Source organism: Enterobacter sp. BWH64, assembly GCF_001037645.1.
GTDB lineage: Bacteria > Pseudomonadota > Gammaproteobacteria > Enterobacterales > Enterobacteriaceae > Enterobacter > Enterobacter hormaechei_C.
This window is the reverse complement of record NZ_KQ089922.1, coordinates 3,319,577-3,333,511: the sequence shown is the minus strand read 5'-3', so window position 1 is coordinate 3,333,511 and position 13,935 is coordinate 3,319,577. Positions and strand designations below refer to the sequence as shown.

At 53.8% G+C, this 13,935-nt stretch carries 15 protein-coding genes and 3 tRNA genes; 13 read left to right on the top strand and 5 right to left on the bottom strand.

Going from position 1 to position 13,935, the window contains the following annotated elements:
• Window positions 1–30: 30 nt before the first annotated feature.
• From fliZ to sdiA, 6 genes are all read left to right on the top strand, one after another.
• Window positions 31–582, top strand: coding sequence for a flagella biosynthesis regulatory protein FliZ (gene fliZ, locus SK50_RS15865; protein WP_015570235.1), 552 nt, complete (start codon window positions 31–33; stop codon window positions 580–582).
• Between the two features lie 86 nt (window positions 583–668).
• Window positions 669–1,469: a cystine ABC transporter substrate-binding protein gene (gene tcyJ / locus SK50_RS15860; RefSeq protein WP_003859627.1), complete on the top strand. Its 801-nt coding sequence runs from the start codon at window positions 669–671 to the stop codon at window positions 1,467–1,469.
• A gap of 103 nt (window positions 1,470–1,572) precedes the next feature.
• Window positions 1,573–2,559 carry a D-cysteine desulfhydrase gene (gene dcyD, locus SK50_RS15855; protein WP_017384480.1) on the top strand — a complete coding sequence of 329 codons (987 nt, stop codon included), beginning with the start codon at window positions 1,573–1,575 and terminating at the stop codon, window positions 2,557–2,559.
• 21 nt (window positions 2,560–2,580) lie between these two features.
• Window positions 2,581–3,249: a cystine ABC transporter permease gene (tcyL, locus tag SK50_RS15850; RefSeq protein WP_003859632.1), complete on the top strand. Its 669-nt coding sequence runs from the start codon at window positions 2,581–2,583 to the stop codon at window positions 3,247–3,249.
• Window positions 3,246–3,998: an L-cystine ABC transporter ATP-binding protein TcyN gene (gene tcyN, locus SK50_RS15845; RefSeq protein WP_003859634.1), complete on the top strand. Its 753-nt coding sequence runs from the start codon at window positions 3,246–3,248 to the stop codon at window positions 3,996–3,998. Before tcyL ends, tcyN begins: the two co-directional genes overlap by 4 nt.
• Window positions 3,999–4,221: 223 nt before the next feature.
• Entirely contained in the window at window positions 4,222–4,944 is a 723-nt protein-coding gene (sdiA, locus tag SK50_RS15840) for a transcriptional regulator SdiA (protein WP_017384479.1), read from the top strand.
• 64 nt (window positions 4,945–5,008) lie between these two features.
• Here the strand turns inward: sdiA and SK50_RS15835 are convergent, their stop codons facing one another.
• Window positions 5,009–5,233, bottom strand: coding sequence for a DUF2594 family protein (locus SK50_RS15835; RefSeq protein WP_003859644.1), 225 nt, complete (start codon window positions 5,231–5,233; stop codon window positions 5,009–5,011).
• 464 nt (window positions 5,234–5,697) lie between these two features.
• Here SK50_RS15835 and uvrY point away from each other — a divergent pair, with 464 nt between their 5' ends.
• The 7 genes from uvrY to SK50_RS15800 all read left to right on the top strand — a co-directional run bounded on the left by uvrY (window position 5,698) and on the right by SK50_RS15800 (window position 10,427).
• Entirely contained in the window at window positions 5,698–6,354 is a 657-nt protein-coding gene (uvrY, locus tag SK50_RS15830) for a UvrY/SirA/GacA family response regulator transcription factor (RefSeq protein WP_048229647.1), read from the top strand.
• The gene (gene uvrC / locus SK50_RS15825; protein WP_017384477.1) at window positions 6,351–8,183 is read left to right on the top strand and encodes an excinuclease ABC subunit UvrC; all 1,833 of its coding nucleotides are present in this window, start codon (window positions 6,351–6,353) and stop codon (window positions 8,181–8,183) included. The genes uvrY and uvrC overlap by 4 nt, the downstream gene beginning before the upstream one ends.
• Before the next feature lie 56 nt (window positions 8,184–8,239).
• On the top strand, window positions 8,240–8,788 hold the full coding sequence (pgsA, locus tag SK50_RS15820) for a CDP-diacylglycerol--glycerol-3-phosphate 3-phosphatidyltransferase (protein WP_003859652.1): 549 nt from the start codon (window positions 8,240–8,242) through the stop codon (window positions 8,786–8,788).
• A 163-nt stretch (window positions 8,789–8,951) separates the two neighbouring features.
• Window positions 8,952–9,027: transfer RNA gene (locus tag SK50_RS15815), tRNA-Gly, on the top strand.
• Between the two features lie 51 nt (window positions 9,028–9,078).
• Window positions 9,079–9,152 (top strand) — tRNA-Cys (locus SK50_RS15810).
• Window positions 9,153–9,163: 11 nt separating this feature from the next.
• Window positions 9,164–9,250, top strand: a tRNA-Leu gene (locus SK50_RS15805).
• Between the two features lie 250 nt (window positions 9,251–9,500).
• Window positions 9,501–10,427, top strand: coding sequence for a LysR substrate-binding domain-containing protein (locus tag SK50_RS15800; RefSeq protein WP_017384433.1), 927 nt, complete (start codon window positions 9,501–9,503; stop codon window positions 10,425–10,427).
• 5 nt (window positions 10,428–10,432) lie between these two features.
• On the opposite strand, the gene SK50_RS15795 is transcribed toward SK50_RS15800, so the two are convergent.
• The 4 genes from SK50_RS15795 to livM all read right to left on the bottom strand — a co-directional run bounded on the left by SK50_RS15795 (window position 10,433) and on the right by livM (window position 13,928).
• Window positions 10,433–10,903 (bottom strand): hypothetical protein, encoded by a 471-nt coding sequence (locus SK50_RS15795; RefSeq protein WP_017384432.1) that lies wholly within the window; start codon window positions 10,901–10,903, stop codon window positions 10,433–10,435.
• Window positions 10,904–11,068: 165 nt separating this feature from the next.
• Complete coding sequence (locus SK50_RS15790; RefSeq protein WP_017384431.1) at window positions 11,069–11,785, bottom strand: ABC transporter ATP-binding protein; 717 nt, start codon at window positions 11,783–11,785, stop codon at window positions 11,069–11,071.
• Window positions 11,782–12,657, bottom strand: coding sequence for an ABC transporter ATP-binding protein (locus tag SK50_RS15785; RefSeq protein WP_015570244.1), 876 nt, complete (start codon window positions 12,655–12,657; stop codon window positions 11,782–11,784). The genes SK50_RS15790 and SK50_RS15785 overlap by 4 nt, the downstream gene beginning before the upstream one ends.
• The gene (gene livM, locus SK50_RS15780; RefSeq protein ID WP_015570245.1) at window positions 12,654–13,928 is read right to left on the bottom strand and encodes a high-affinity branched-chain amino acid ABC transporter permease LivM; all 1,275 of its coding nucleotides are present in this window, start codon (window positions 13,926–13,928) and stop codon (window positions 12,654–12,656) included. The genes SK50_RS15785 and livM overlap by 4 nt, the downstream gene beginning before the upstream one ends.
• Between the last annotated feature and the right edge of the window lie 7 nt (window positions 13,929–13,935).

Genomic DNA, 13,935 nt, shown 5'->3' with positions numbered 1-13,935 from the left:
CGCACAACGTATTGACAACCAGGAGTTATCATGACGGTGCAGCAATCTAAAAGACGGCCTTTAAGCCGCTACCTGAAAGACTTTAAACACAGCCAGACGCATTGCGCCCACTGTAAAAAATTACTCGACCGCATCACGCTGGTTCGTCGCGGTGAAATCGTGAATAAGATTGCGATTTCCCGCCTCGACACGCTGATGGATGAAGCCGCCTGGCTTGAAGAGCAAAAAGAGTGGGTAGCGCTTTGCCGTTTCTGTGGCGATCTCCATTGCAAAGAGCAAAGCGACTTCTTCGATATTATCGGCTTCAAGCAATTCCTGTTTGAACAAACGGAGATGAGTCACGGCACCGTGCGTGAATACGTGGTTCGCCTGCGCCGCCTGGGTCAGCATTTGACCATGCAAAATATCTCCCGCGATCTGCTGACGACCGGATACCTGGATGAAAATCTGGAACCCTGGTTGCCCGCCACCAGTACCAATAATTACCGCATCGCGCTGCGAAAGTACGCGCAATATAAAGTCCAGATGCCGGGCGTCATAAAGCAGAAAGTCCGCGCCGGAACAACTTCTGATATATATTAAAAAAGAATAAGATGTAGCGCAGCCGCCTTTGACGTTGCAGGCGATTTCTCTACACTACTCAAAAATTCCACTGTATCGGGGTACTTATGAAATTAGCACTTCTGGGTCGTCAGGCGCTGATGGGGATGATGGCCGTTGCGCTGGTCGCGGGGATGAGCGTGAAAACGTTCGCGGCAGAGAATCTGCTCAACAAAGTTAAAGAGCGCGGCACGCTGCTGGTTGGGCTGGAAGGAACCTATCCTCCGTTCAGCTTCCAGGGCGACGACGGTAAACTGACCGGTTTTGAAGTGGAGTTTGCGCAGGAGCTGGCAAAACACCTCGGCGTTAAAGCCTCCCTGAAACCCACCAAATGGGACGGGATGCTGGCGTCACTGGATTCCAAACGTATTGACGTGGTGATTAACCAGGTAACCATTTCTGACGAGCGTAAGAAGAAGTATGACTTCTCCACGCCGTACACCGTGTCCGGTATTCAGGCGCTGGTGAAGAAAGGTAACGAAGGCAGTATCAAATCCGCAGCGGATCTGAAAGGTAAGAAAGTCGGCGTCGGTCTGGGCACCAACTACGAGGAGTGGCTGCGCCAGAATGTGCAGGGCGTGGACATCCGTACCTACGATGATGACCCGACGAAATACCAGGATCTGCGCGTAGGCCGTATTGACGCCATTCTGGTTGACCGCCTGGCAGCGCTGGATCTGGTGAAGAAAACCAACAATACCCTGGCTGTCGCGGGTGATGCGTTCTCCCGTCAGGAATCCGGCGTGGCGGTGCGTAAAGGTAACGAGGATCTGCTGAAAGCCATCGACGGCGCCATTGCTGAGATGCAGAAAGACGGTAGCCTGAAGGCGCTTTCTGAGAAGTGGTTTGGTGCAGACGTGACGAAATAAGTCTCTGACTGACAAAAAAAGGCGCTTTTAAAAGCGCCTTTTTTATTTCTCGCGCGTCTGCGTGCATAATGAAATAACAATTGTTTGCGTGACCGGAGGAACCATGTCACTACAGAATTTAACGCGCTTTCCCCGTCTGGAATTTATCGGCGCACCCACGCCGCTGGAGTATCTGCCGCGATTTTCTGACTACCTGGGGCGCGATATATTCATTAAGCGTGACGATGTGACGCCCATGGCGATGGGCGGAAATAAGCTGCGCAAGCTGGAGTTTCTCGCCGCCGATGCTCTGCGTGAGGGGGCGGACACGCTGATCACCGCCGGGGCAATTCAGTCTAACCACGTTCGCCAGACGGCGGCAGTGGCGGCGAAGCTGGGACTCCACTGCGTAGCCCTGCTGGAGAACCCGATCGGGACGCAGGCAGAGAATTACCTGACTAACGGTAACCGTTTGCTGCTGGATCTGTTCAACGTGCAGGTTGAAATGGTCGACGCGTTGACCGACCCGGCTGCACAGCTCGACGAGCTGGCGACGCGTCTGGAAGCGCAGGGTTTTCGTCCGTACGTGATCCCGGTTGGCGGCTCGAATGCGCTGGGTGCCCTCGGCTATGTTGAGAGCGCGCTGGAAATCGCTCAGCAGTGCGAAGGCGCGGTGAGTTTATCCTCGGTGGTGGTGGCGTCCGGCAGTGCGGGGACCCATGCTGGTTTAGCGGTCGGGCTTGAGCAACTGATGCCGGAGGTCGAGCTGATTGGCGTGACGGTTTCCAGAAGCGTTGCGGAACAGAAGCCGAAAGTCGTCACCCTGCAACAGGCGGTGGCTGAACAGCTTGCGCTTCAGGCGAAGGCGGAAATACTGCTGTGGGATGACTATTTCGCGCCGGGCTATGGCACCCCCAATGATGAAGGGATGGAGGCGGTTAAGCTGCTGGCCCGTCTCGAAGGTATTCTGCTTGACCCGGTCTATACCGGCAAGGCAATGGCGGGTCTGATCGACGGCATCGCCCGCAAGCGCTTTAAGGATGAAGGACCCATTTTGTTTGTTCATACTGGCGGGGCGCCTGCGCTGTTTGCCTATCATCCTCATGTCTAAAAATCAGGTAGAAAAATAATAATGCAAGAAAGTATTCAACTGGTTATTGATTCGCTGCCGTTCTTGCTTAAGGGCGCGGTGTTTACTTTACAGCTCAGTATCGGCGGGATGTTCTTCGGGCTGGTGCTCGGGTTTGTGCTGGCACTGATGCGCATGTCGAACATCTGGCCGGTGCGGTGGCTGGCGCGGTTTTACATCTCCGTGTTCCGCGGAACGCCGCTTATCGCCCAGCTGTTTATGATTTACTACGGTCTGCCACAGTTTGGTATTGAGCTGGATCCGATCCCGGCGGCGATGATAGGCCTGTCGCTGAATACCGCGGCGTACACCTCTGAAACGCTGCGTGCGGCGATCTCCTCCATCGATAAAGGACAGTGGGAAGCGGCGGCCAGTATCGGGATGACCCCGTGGCAGACGCTGCGCCGGGCGATCCTGCCCCAGGCGGCGCGCGTGGCGCTGCCGCCGCTGAGCAACAGCTTTATCAGCCTGGTGAAAGACACCTCGCTTGCGGCGACCATTCAGGTGCCGGAGCTGTTCCGTCAGGCGCAGCTGATCACCTCGCGCACGCTGGAAGTGTTTACCATGTATCTGGCGGCCTCGCTGATTTACTGGGTGATGGCGACGGTACTGTCCGCTCTGCAAAACTATTTTGAAAACCAGCTTAACCGCCAGGAGCGTGATCCAAAATGAGTGCAATTGACGTCAAAAACCTGGTGAAAAAATTCCATGGACAAACGGTGCTGCATGGCATTGATCTTGAGGTTGAGCAGGGCGAAGTGGTAGCAATTATCGGCCCGAGCGGGTCAGGCAAAACCACGCTGCTGCGCAGCATCAATTTACTGGAGCAGCCCGAAGGCGGGACGATCCGCGTGGGTGATATCACCATTGATACCGGGAAACCCATCAGCCAGCAAAAAGGGCTGATTCGCCGCCTGCGCCAGCATGTCGGCTTCGTGTTCCAGAGCTTTAATCTCTTTCCGCACCGCACGGTGCTGGAAAACATTATTGAAGGGCCGGTCATCGTCAAGGGGGAACCTAAGGAAGACGCGACGGTCCGCGCCCGCGAGCTGCTGGCGAAGGTTGGGCTGGCAGGGAAGGAGACGAGCTATCCGCGTCGCTTATCTGGCGGGCAGCAGCAGCGTGTCGCCATTGCGCGCGCGCTGGCGATGCGCCCGGATGTGATCCTGTTTGACGAACCCACGTCCGCGCTCGATCCTGAGCTGGTCGGGGAAGTACTGAACACGATCCGACAGCTGGCGCAGGAGAAACGCACGATGGTGATTGTGACGCATGAAATGAGCTTCGCTCGCGACGTTGCCGATCGGGCTATTTTCATGGATCAGGGGAGAATAGTTGAGCAGGGGCCGGCTAAAGCGCTGTTTGCCAATCCGCAGCAGCCCCGAACCCGTCAGTTCCTTGAAAAATTCTTAATGCAGTAGCATTTTAGCGTTCAATTTGCTCCAGATGCCGCTTCTGGAGCAAATTATCCTCCCTTAAACTCCGTTCTGTTGCTTTTTTATTCCGACTGATGTGGATAAGCCATCGCCAAATTAAAGATAATCTGCCTGTGGCCGATATTTTATATAAATAATCATGCTTTATGTGTTAGGTTATATTCACCATAATAATGATTATCTTTATCAGAGGCTTCATTCAGTAAGTATGAGGGATATAGACTTTTTCACCTGGCGACGGGAATGCTTCCTCCGGTTTCAGGAAATGACCTGTGCCGAAGAGGTATATCAGGAACTTCAGCGACAAACGCAGGCGCTTGAATTCGATTATTATGCGCTTTGTGTTCGACACCCTGTGCCATTTACCCGCCCGCGAACCTCCGTCCATTCCAGTTATCCGCAACAATGGATGGCGCAATATCAGTCCGAGAATTATTTCGCCATTGACCCGGTGCTGAAGCCGGAGAATTTCATTCAGGGACATTTGCCCTGGACGGATGAATTATTCACGGATGCCCAGCAATTATGGGACGGCGCGCGGGACCACGGATTACGCAAGGGAATAACGCAGTGTCTGATGATGCCAAATCATGCGCTCGGTTTCCTCTCCGTGTCATGTACCAGCTTACAGGCACACTCGATATCCAGTGAAGAAGTTGAGCTGCGTTTACAAATGCTCGTCCAGATGGCGCTCACCACACTGTTACGCTTTGAACATGAGACGGTGATGCCGCCTGAAATGAAATTCAGCAAGCGTGAGCGGGAAATTCTGAAGTGGACCGCAGAAGGGAAGACGTCGGCAGAAATCGCCATCATTCTCTCCATCTCGGAAAATACCGTCAATTTCCATCAAAAGAATATGCAGAAGAAATTCAACGCACCGAATAAGATCCAGATAGCGTGTTATGCCGCGGCGACGGGGCTTATCTGACTGATATCACGTTCTGCGTGTCAGACGAGAAAACGGCTGAATGCTTTGCATCCAGCCGTTTTTGTTACTGGCGGTAGGCTTGTTTAATTTGCTTAACCGTATTGGCAAAAACAGCGGATTCCGCCTGGTCTTCCATCTGCGCGATCTGTTTTTCCATTTTAATGATCACACGACCAGCATCAGCCTGGCCCATCGCCTGTAGCATAAGCGTCAGCAGCGACTTCAGGCAGTTTACTTCCTGTGCCAGTTCCTGGTTATTCTCGGCAGTGGCAAATTCAGGTGTGCTCATTTATTTTCCTCATTATAAAACAGCGCATGAGCGCGACGATGAAAGTTAAGGCGGCGGAGTATACCACAAGCTACGGCAAAAAATGCAGTGGTTGTTTTTTATACTTATCGCGCAGTGATTATTGGGCGGCGCGGATTATGAAGGTACCCTGTCCAATATGTTAGCGACAATTAAATGTTTATCCCCGGTTCGCCATTCGTTAATTGTTGTTACAAAAAATCGCGCGCTCTTTTTCGTTTGAGTTAACAACTGTTTTAGTAACTTTTCGAATGTCGATGCTAAAAAATAGCGGTAAAAGCCCGGCGGGCAAGGGTTTTCTTTCCACTTACTGTACAGCTTAATTTCCAAAAACGAGACCAGAATCGAATAGCCGATTTTTTAGCGTTTTAATCTTGCATGGAAAACCGTTAATATAAACCCAATTAGCAGTCAGTAGCGTTATCCCTATTCTGGAGACATTTCCTTTGATCAACGTCCTTCTTGTTGATGACCACGAACTGGTGCGCGCAGGGATACGACGCATTCTTGAAGATATAAAGGGTATTAAAGTTGCCGGCGAGGCGTGCTGTGGCGAAGATGCCGTCAAATGGTGTCGCGCTAACTCCGCAGACGTGGTGCTGATGGATATGAACATGCCCGGTATTGGCGGGCTTGAAGCCACGCGCAAAATCGCGCGCATGTTCGTTGATACCAAAGTTATCATGCTGACCGTCCATACCGAAAATCCGCTGCCTGCCAGGGTTATGCAGGCGGGTGCTGCCGGGTATCTCAGTAAAGGCGCCGCGCCGCAGGAAGTTGTCAATGCGATCCGCACCGTACACGCCGGGCAGCGCTACATCGCTTCTGATATTGCTCAACAGATGGCTCTGAGTCAGATTGAACCGGAAAAAACGGAATCTCCGTTTGCCAGTTTGTCTGAGCGCGAATTGCAGATTATGCTGATGATCACTAAAGGTCAGAAGGTGAATGAGATCTCAGAGCAGCTGAATTTCAGCCCGAAAACGGTCAACAGCTATCGCTATCGAATGTTCAGTAAACTGAACATTCACGGTGATGTCGAACTGACTCACCTGGCCATTCGCCATGGTTTGTGCAATGCGGAGTCGTTAATAAGTCAGTGAGTGAAGCGTTCGATTCAAAAGCATTTCTGAAAACCGTCACCAGCCAGCCAGGCGTCTACCGTATGTACGATGCTGGCGGTACGGTTATCTATGTCGGTAAGGCGAAAGATCTGAAGAAACGCCTTTCCAGCTATTTCCGCAGCAACCTTGCCTCCCGTAAAACCGAAGCGCTGGTCGCACTTATACATAACATTGATGTCACCGTAACGCATACGGAAACGGAAGCGCTGCTCCTTGAGCACAACTACATTAAGTTGTATCAGCCGCGCTACAACGTTCTGCTGCGCGATGACAAATCCTATCCGTTTATCTTCCTGAGCGGCGACACGCACCCGCGGCTGGCGATGCATCGTGGCGCTAAGCATGCGAAAGGTGAATATTTCGGCCCGTTCCCGAACGGTTATGCCGTGCGGGAAACGCTGGCGCTTTTGCAAAAAATCTTTCCTGTTCGCCAGTGCGAAAATAGCGTTTATCGCAACCGCTCCCGGCCATGCCTGCAATATCAGATTGGCCGCTGCCTGGGGCCGTGCGTTGAAGGGCTGGTGAGCGAAGAAGAGTACGCGCAGCAGGTGGAATATGTCCGCCTGTTTTTAGCCGGGAAAGACGATCAGGTGCTGACGCAACTGATTGCCCGTATGGAAAAAGCCAGCGCGGCGCTGGAATTTGAGGAGGCCGCACGCATCCGCGACCAGATTCAGGCGGTGCGCAGGGTGACCGAGAAGCAGTTTGTTTCCAATACGGGCGACGACCTCGATGTTATCGGCGTAGCCTTTGACGCCGGTCTGGCCTGCGTTCATGTGCTTTTTATTCGTCAGGGCAAAGTGCTCGGCAGCCGCAGCTACTTCCCGAAAGTGCCGGGCGGCACTGAGCTGGGTGAAGTGGTGGAGACCTTCGTCGGCCAGTTTTATTTGCAGGGCAGCCAGATGCGTACGCTGCCCTCGGAGATCCTGCTCGACTTCACGCTCGATGATAAAACCCTGCTGGCGGAGTCGCTTTCAGAGCTCGCAGGCCGCCGGGTGAATGTTCAGACGAAACCGCGCGGCGATCGCGCGCGTTATCTGAAGCTGGCGCGAACCAATGCCGCCACGGCGCTGACCACCAAACTGTCCCAGCAGTCGACCGTCAGCCAGCGTTTAACCGCGCTTGCTACGCTGCTTAAGCTGCCGGAAGTGAAACGCATGGAATGCTTCGACATCAGCCATACGATGGGTGAGCAGACCGTGGCGTCGTGTGTGGTCTTTGATGCCAACGGTCCGCTGCGGGCAGAGTATCGTCGCTATAACATCACCGGCATTACGCCCGGTGACGATTATGCCGCCATGAACCAGGTGCTGCGCCGTCGCTATGGTAAAGCGATTGAAGAGAGCAAAATCCCGGACGTTATCCTTATCGACGGCGGGAAAGGGCAGTTGGGGCAGGCGAAGGCGGTATTTGAATCGCTCGACGTGGAGTGGGATAAGAACCATCCGCTGCTGCTAGGGGTAGCGAAAGGGGCAGATCGTAAGGCTGGCCTGGAAACGCTGTTCTTTGAGCCGGAAGGCGAGGGCTTTAGCCTGCCGCCGGATTCCCCTGCGCTGCACGTGATCCAGCATATCCGCGATGAGTCGCACGATCACGCCATCAGTGGGCACCGTAAAAAACGGGCGAAAGTGAAAAATACCAGTACCCTTGAGACGATTGAAGGCGTCGGGCCAAAACGTCGCCAGATGCTGTTGAAGTATATGGGCGGATTGCAAGGATTACTCAACGCCAGTATGGAAGAAATTGCAAAAGTGCCGGGTATTTCGCAAGGGCTGGCAGAAAAGATCTACTACTCGTTGAAACATTGAGGGCTCTGTAGCAACATAGAGCTAAATTTTACTGACAACAGACAGTTACCGTCATCATGCGATTTAATATCCCTACGTTGCTCACTCTCTTTCGCGTTGTGCTCATTCCGTTCTTCGTCCTGGCATTTTACCTGCCGGTCGTCTGGGCGCCTTTTGCCTGTGCGCTTATTTTCCTGATCGCTGCCGTGACGGACTGGTTTGACGGTTATCTGGCGCGTCGCTGGAACCAGAGTACCCGCTTTGGCGCGTTCCTCGATCCGGTTGCGGATAAGGTGATGGTGGCAATCGCGATGGTGCTGGTGGCGGAACATTATCATACCTGGTGGGTAACGCTGCCTGCCGCGACCATGATTGGCCGTGAGATTATTATCTCTGCCCTGCGCGAGTGGATGGCGGAGCTGGGTAAACGCAGCAGCGTGGCGGTGTCCTGGATCGGTAAAGTTAAAACCACCGCACAGATGGCGGCGCTGGTATGGATGCTGTGGCGTCCGAATGCCTGGGTAGAGTGGGCCGGCATTGGTCTGCTGTGGGTTGCGGCGGTGCTGACGCTGTGGTCAATGCTGCAATATTTGAACGCTGCGCGCGGTGATTTGCTTGAACAGTGATCGTTTCGGCTTAATTTTCAGCAAACGATCCTGAGATGCAAAAAATAACGTTGACTCAAAACGTCATATCAGTAGAATGCAACGCATCGAACGGCGGCACAGTTAGCCGGACGACAATGAAATCAAGTGGTTAGGAAGTAGTTAAATAGTTACTTGATGACATGCGGGAATAGCTCAGTTGGTAGAGCACGACCTTGCCAAGGTCGGGGTCGCGAGTTCGAGTCTCGTTTCCCGCTCCAGATTAATGCATCGGCAGCTTGCGGGTGCAGGTCGAAAGACAACAGATTTAAGGCGCGTTAGCAAAGCGGTTATGTAGCGGATTGCAAATCCGTCTAGTCCGGTTCGACTCCGGAACGCGCCTCCACTTTCTTCCCTGGCCGGATGGTGGAATCGGTAGACACAAGGGATTTAAAATCCCTCGGCGTTCGCGCTGTGTGGGTTCAAGTCCCACTCCGGCTACCATGGGAAAAAGCAGAATAATCAAAGCAATAAGCAGTGTCGTGAAACCACCGAAAGGTGGTTTTTTTGTGCCTGCCATTCTGCTAATCAACAACCTTCATTTCTGACCCTCACGTAATAAAACAACGATCCTTTTCAACGGAATTAAACAGATACCCATTATGCTATCGTGTAGCGGGCGCGATTTGCAGTGTGAAGATTTGCAGGTTTGCGATCCTGATTCCCCATGCCATCACCTCATTTAAGGGACGCTATGTCTTTACCGCCATTGTATGCACTGCGTGCGTTTGAAGTTGCTGCGCGGTTGAACTCCTTCAGTAAAGCCGCTGAAACGCTCAATATTACGCCGGGCGCGGTCAGCAGACATGTTCGTACCCTTGAACTGTGGTTCGACTGCGAGCTTTTCAAAAGGCAAGGTCCTCGGGTGGAGGTCACTGAAGCCGGGCGAGTGCTTGCCGGGCAGCTGAACGAAAGCTTCACGAGCATTGAATGGGCCTGCCGGGTATTTCGCAGTGAAAACCACCTGCTGCGGCTTAAAGCGCCCAGCACCCTGACCATGAGATGGCTTCTCGACGTGCTGCGATCTTTTCGCAACAACCATGCAAAACCACAGGTTGAGATTGCCAGCGTCTGGATGGACATTGACACCGTTGATTTCAATCTTGAGCCCTACGATTGCGCCATTCTTCTCGGCAATGGGCGTTTTGGTGACACAACGGAAAGCCAACTGCTATTTCATGAATGGCTTATCCCGGTTTGTACTCCATCGCTTATCGAACCGGCCCGGCAGCGGCTTCCGCAATGCGATCTGATCCATCCTTCACCGGACAGACGTGACTGGCGGCGCTGGCTGCGAAGAACAGGATTGTTCCCGGGGCTCGATATGAGCAGCGGTATGGTGTTCGATACCCTTGAACAGGGAAGTATTGCCGCGATGAACGGGCACGGCATCGCTATCGCCGACCTGCATCTCACGCTTGATGCCCTGAAAAGTGGCCTGCTGGGCCTGCCTTTCAGGGAAGCTATCGCGACGGGGGATGGCTACTACCTCGTCTGGCCAAAAAATTCACTCAAAAGAGAGAGCATTCAGCATCTTCTGGCCTGGCTGCAAAACCATACCCCGGTCGTTCCGGCGCTGGATATCGATTATCTGGCATACGATGACAGTCGGATTTATTAATACCGTTATGAATAAGATATATTTGCCATCTTTTTATAACGTTCTGGCAAAGCGCTGTTCAGGTTGAGCACCTTATCCAGAATATAAAATGCTGGCGTGTTTTTCTGCTGTTCAGCGTCAATAATTGCCGCGCGTAATAGCGTGGCGGCAGACGAAATCTTGTTAAAATAGTCCTCAGACTCCGGCGTCTGTAATTCACCAGAAGTGGCGTAACGCACGTCCGGCCAGCCAGAGAAGTTGAGCAGCGGGAGAGGGTTGCCTGCTTCGGGCTGACAGGATGAAAGCAACGCAGCTGCTTTTTGGGGATCGCGATAGGCAACTGAAAGCATATACGCGCGCTGCGAAAACGGTAACAGGGCGTCAGAATGATTTTTGGTGGAGATAAGCATGGTCATAAAATTCGCTAAATCGCCACCTGATGGGGTTTCAGATGGCGATATAATTTTCATTAACTGAAATAAAGCATCAAGTGTCATGTTTGCCCCGGTTCCTCACATTATGACTATTCAGTTTGCGCCTGAATGTTTTAATTGGCCCACCGTCCGGGTAGGTCGAGAGGATAATATTGGAAGGCGTACGTTTTTGAAAAACGATTAATAATCGCAATCACTGTGAGTTTTTCTCACTATAGCCTTTTCGTTTCACACGCCACCCAGATACGCCTTTCTCACCTCCGGATCCTTCAGCAACGCCTCGCCGCTGCCGCTTAACCGAATCTGCCCGTTAACCATCACATAGCCGCGGTCGGACAACTTCAGCGCGTGGTGCGCATTCTGCTCGACCAGAAAAATCGTCATTCCGTTACGGGCCAGTTCGCGCAGCGTCTGGAAAATCTGTTTAACCACGATTGGCGCGAGGCCGAGGCTGGGTTCATCCAGCAGCAGAAGTTTAGGACGGCTCATCAGCGCGCGGGCGATAGCCAGCATCTGCTGTTCACCGCCGGAGAGCGTCATCGCCCGCTGGTTACGTCGCTCCTTGAGGCGGGGGAAGAGGTCGAACATGCTTTGCATATCTTCCGCTGCATGCTGATTGCCGACGGGGATTGTCCCCATCAGCAGGTTCTCTTCTACAGACATATCCGGGAAAATGCGTCGTCCCTCAGGTGCCTGCGCGATGCCACCGGTGGCAACATAGTGGGTGGATTTGTGGCTGATATCCTCGCCGCAGAAGAGGATCTGCCCGTTGCGGATCCGGGGCTGACCAAAGACAGACATCAGTAATGTTGACTTCCCCGCGCCGTTAGCGCCAATCAGGGCCACGGTTTCCCCTTTGTTAACCTCAAGCGAAACCTGCTTCAACGCCTGGATCACCCCGTAGAAAACATCCACATCCTGAAACTGAAGCATCGGTTCGCTCACAGATTTACCTCGCTTTCGTCGGTGCCCAGATACGCGGCAATCACTTTTTCATTGTGCTGGATCTCAGCCGGTTTACCTCTGGCAATCACATCGCCATGATCGAGCACAATGATGTCATCTGAAATGCCCATCACCATCCCCATATCATGCTCGATCAGCAAAACCGTGATGTCATGGTGGTCGCGCAGGAACCGGATGATCTCACTCAGCTTGTGCGTTTCCACCGGGTTCAGGCCGGCAGCAGGTTCATCGAGACAAATCATCTCCGGGCCGGTACACATGGCGCGGGCGATTTCGAGGCGTCGTTGCTGGCCATAGGACATTTCCCCGGCCAGACGGTTCGCGCAATCCACCAGATCCACCACCTCCAGCCAGTAAAACGCCCGGTCCAGCGCATCGTTCTCTGAGCGACGATACGCAGGGGTGTTCAGCACCCCCGCCAGCAGATTGCGGTTGACGCGCATGTGCTGTGCCACCAGCAGGTTTTCCACAACGGACATCTCGCGGAACAGGCGGATGTTCTGAAACGTGCGCGCAAGACCCGCGCGGTTCACCAGATGCGTGCCGCCAAACATCTTATAGAACAGGCGTTGACCAAGCTGCGCCGGGTTGAGCCAGTCGCCCGGCTGGAATTTCTGGCCGAGCACCTGAATGACATTGGTGGTTTTATTTCGTGCATTGAACAGAATGTTGCCGCCGGAGGCCCGGTAGAAACCGGTCAGGCAGTTAAAGACGGTCGTTTTTCCCGCGCCGTTAGGCCCAATGAGTGCGGTAATGGAGCCGCGCTGCACCTCAAGATTGACGTCGTTTAAGGCCTTGATCCCGCCGAAGTGCATCATCAGATGTTCTACACGTAAAATCGTTGCGTTCATGGCGCCACTCCTTTACGCACGGCAAATCCGCTGCGGTTGATGCGGATCAGACCGCGAGGACGCCAGATCATCATCACCACCATCAGCATGCCAAACAGCAGCACGCGATATTCCGCAAAGCTGCGCAGCAGTTCCGGCGTGACGGTCAGCACAAAGGCGGCCAGTACGACGCCGACGGTGGAGCCCATCCCGCCCAGGACCACAATGGCGAGGATCAGGGCCGATTCAAAAAAGGTGAAAGAGGTCGGGTTAACAAATCCCTGGTAGGTGGCAAAAAACACTCCGGCGATACCTGCCGTCGATGCGCCCAGGGTGAAGGCCGAGAGTTTGACCAGAACGTGATTCAGCCCCATTGAACGGCAGGCAATCTCATCCTCACGGAGCGCTTCCCACGCCCGTCCAATGGGCATTCGGGTCAGCCGGTGTTTAATGTACAGCACCAGCATGACTACCAGGAACAGCACCGCATAGATGAAGATAAACTTCAAGTTGGGGTTATAGGTCAGGCCGAAGAACTCGTGGAAGGGGACGCCGCCTTCTTTGGCGCGTCGGCCAAACTCCAGGCCAAAAAAGGTCGGGGCAGGGGCTGAAACGCCGTTAGGCCCGCCGGTGAAGGTGAGCCAGTTGTTCAGCACCAGGCGGATGATCTCGCCAAACCCGAGCGTGACGATGGCGAGATAATCCCCGTGCATGCGCAGCACCGGAAAGCCGAGCAGGGCGCCCGCGCCCGCGGCCATTAGCGCCGCCAGCGGCAGCATGCTCCAGAACCCAAGCCCCAGATACTGATACCCGAGCGCCAGCCCGTAAGCGCCGATGGCATAGAAGGCGACATAACCCAGATCCAGCAGCCCTGCCAGGCCAACAACAATGTTCAGCCCAAGACCGAGCAGGACGTAGATCAGTCCGAGAATGGCAACCGTCAGAACGTATTTAGTGGCCACAAACGGGAAGCAGATCGCCAGCGTGACAATCAGCGGAATGATCCAGCGCATGCGGCTTTTATACGCCGGCGGCCGGACATACACCCCCGCATTGTCGGATTCAAACCGTGCCTGTAAACGTCTTCCGGCCGCCGTAGCTGAAAAGGCGCTCAGTAAAAAGCGTCCCACCATCACCGTGCCTACAATCCACGCCAGCCGCTGGCCGTCAAAGGTAAAGCTGTAACCATCCAGTATCACGCCCGCAATCGGGCCGAAAATAATCAGGGCGATCATTCCGGAAAAAATCGAGTCCAGAATGCAGCGCTTCAGGGAAAAACCGTCAGAGGTCATCGCGTTG

Excerpts from the sequence above, each read along its gene's own strand:
- sdiA (WP_017384479.1), top strand. The coding sequence starts at position 4,222 with ATGAGGGATATAGACTTTTTCACCTGGCGACGGGAATGCTTCCTCCGG.
- tcyJ (WP_003859627.1), top strand. The coding sequence starts at position 669 with ATGAAATTAGCACTTCTGGGTCGTCAGGCGCTGATGGGGATGATGGCC.
- tcyL (WP_003859632.1), top strand. The coding sequence starts at position 2,581 with ATGCAAGAAAGTATTCAACTGGTTATTGATTCGCTGCCGTTCTTGCTT.
- SK50_RS15785 (WP_015570244.1), bottom strand. The coding sequence starts at position 12,657 with ATGAACGCAACGATTTTACGTGTAGAACATCTGATGATGCACTTCGGC.
- pgsA (WP_003859652.1), top strand. The coding sequence starts at position 8,240 with ATGCGATTTAATATCCCTACGTTGCTCACTCTCTTTCGCGTTGTGCTC.
- SK50_RS15800 (WP_017384433.1), top strand. The coding sequence starts at position 9,501 with ATGTCTTTACCGCCATTGTATGCACTGCGTGCGTTTGAAGTTGCTGCG.
- tcyN (WP_003859634.1), top strand. The coding sequence starts at position 3,246 with ATGAGTGCAATTGACGTCAAAAACCTGGTGAAAAAATTCCATGGACAA.
- dcyD (WP_017384480.1), top strand. The coding sequence starts at position 1,573 with ATGTCACTACAGAATTTAACGCGCTTTCCCCGTCTGGAATTTATCGGC.
- livM (WP_015570245.1), bottom strand. The coding sequence starts at position 13,928 with ATGACCTCTGACGGTTTTTCCCTGAAGCGCTGCATTCTGGACTCGATT.
- SK50_RS15795 (WP_017384432.1), bottom strand. The coding sequence starts at position 10,903 with ATGACACTTGATGCTTTATTTCAGTTAATGAAAATTATATCGCCATCT.
- fliZ (WP_015570235.1), top strand. The coding sequence starts at position 31 with ATGACGGTGCAGCAATCTAAAAGACGGCCTTTAAGCCGCTACCTGAAA.
- SK50_RS15835 (WP_003859644.1), bottom strand. The coding sequence starts at position 5,233 with ATGAGCACACCTGAATTTGCCACTGCCGAGAATAACCAGGAACTGGCA.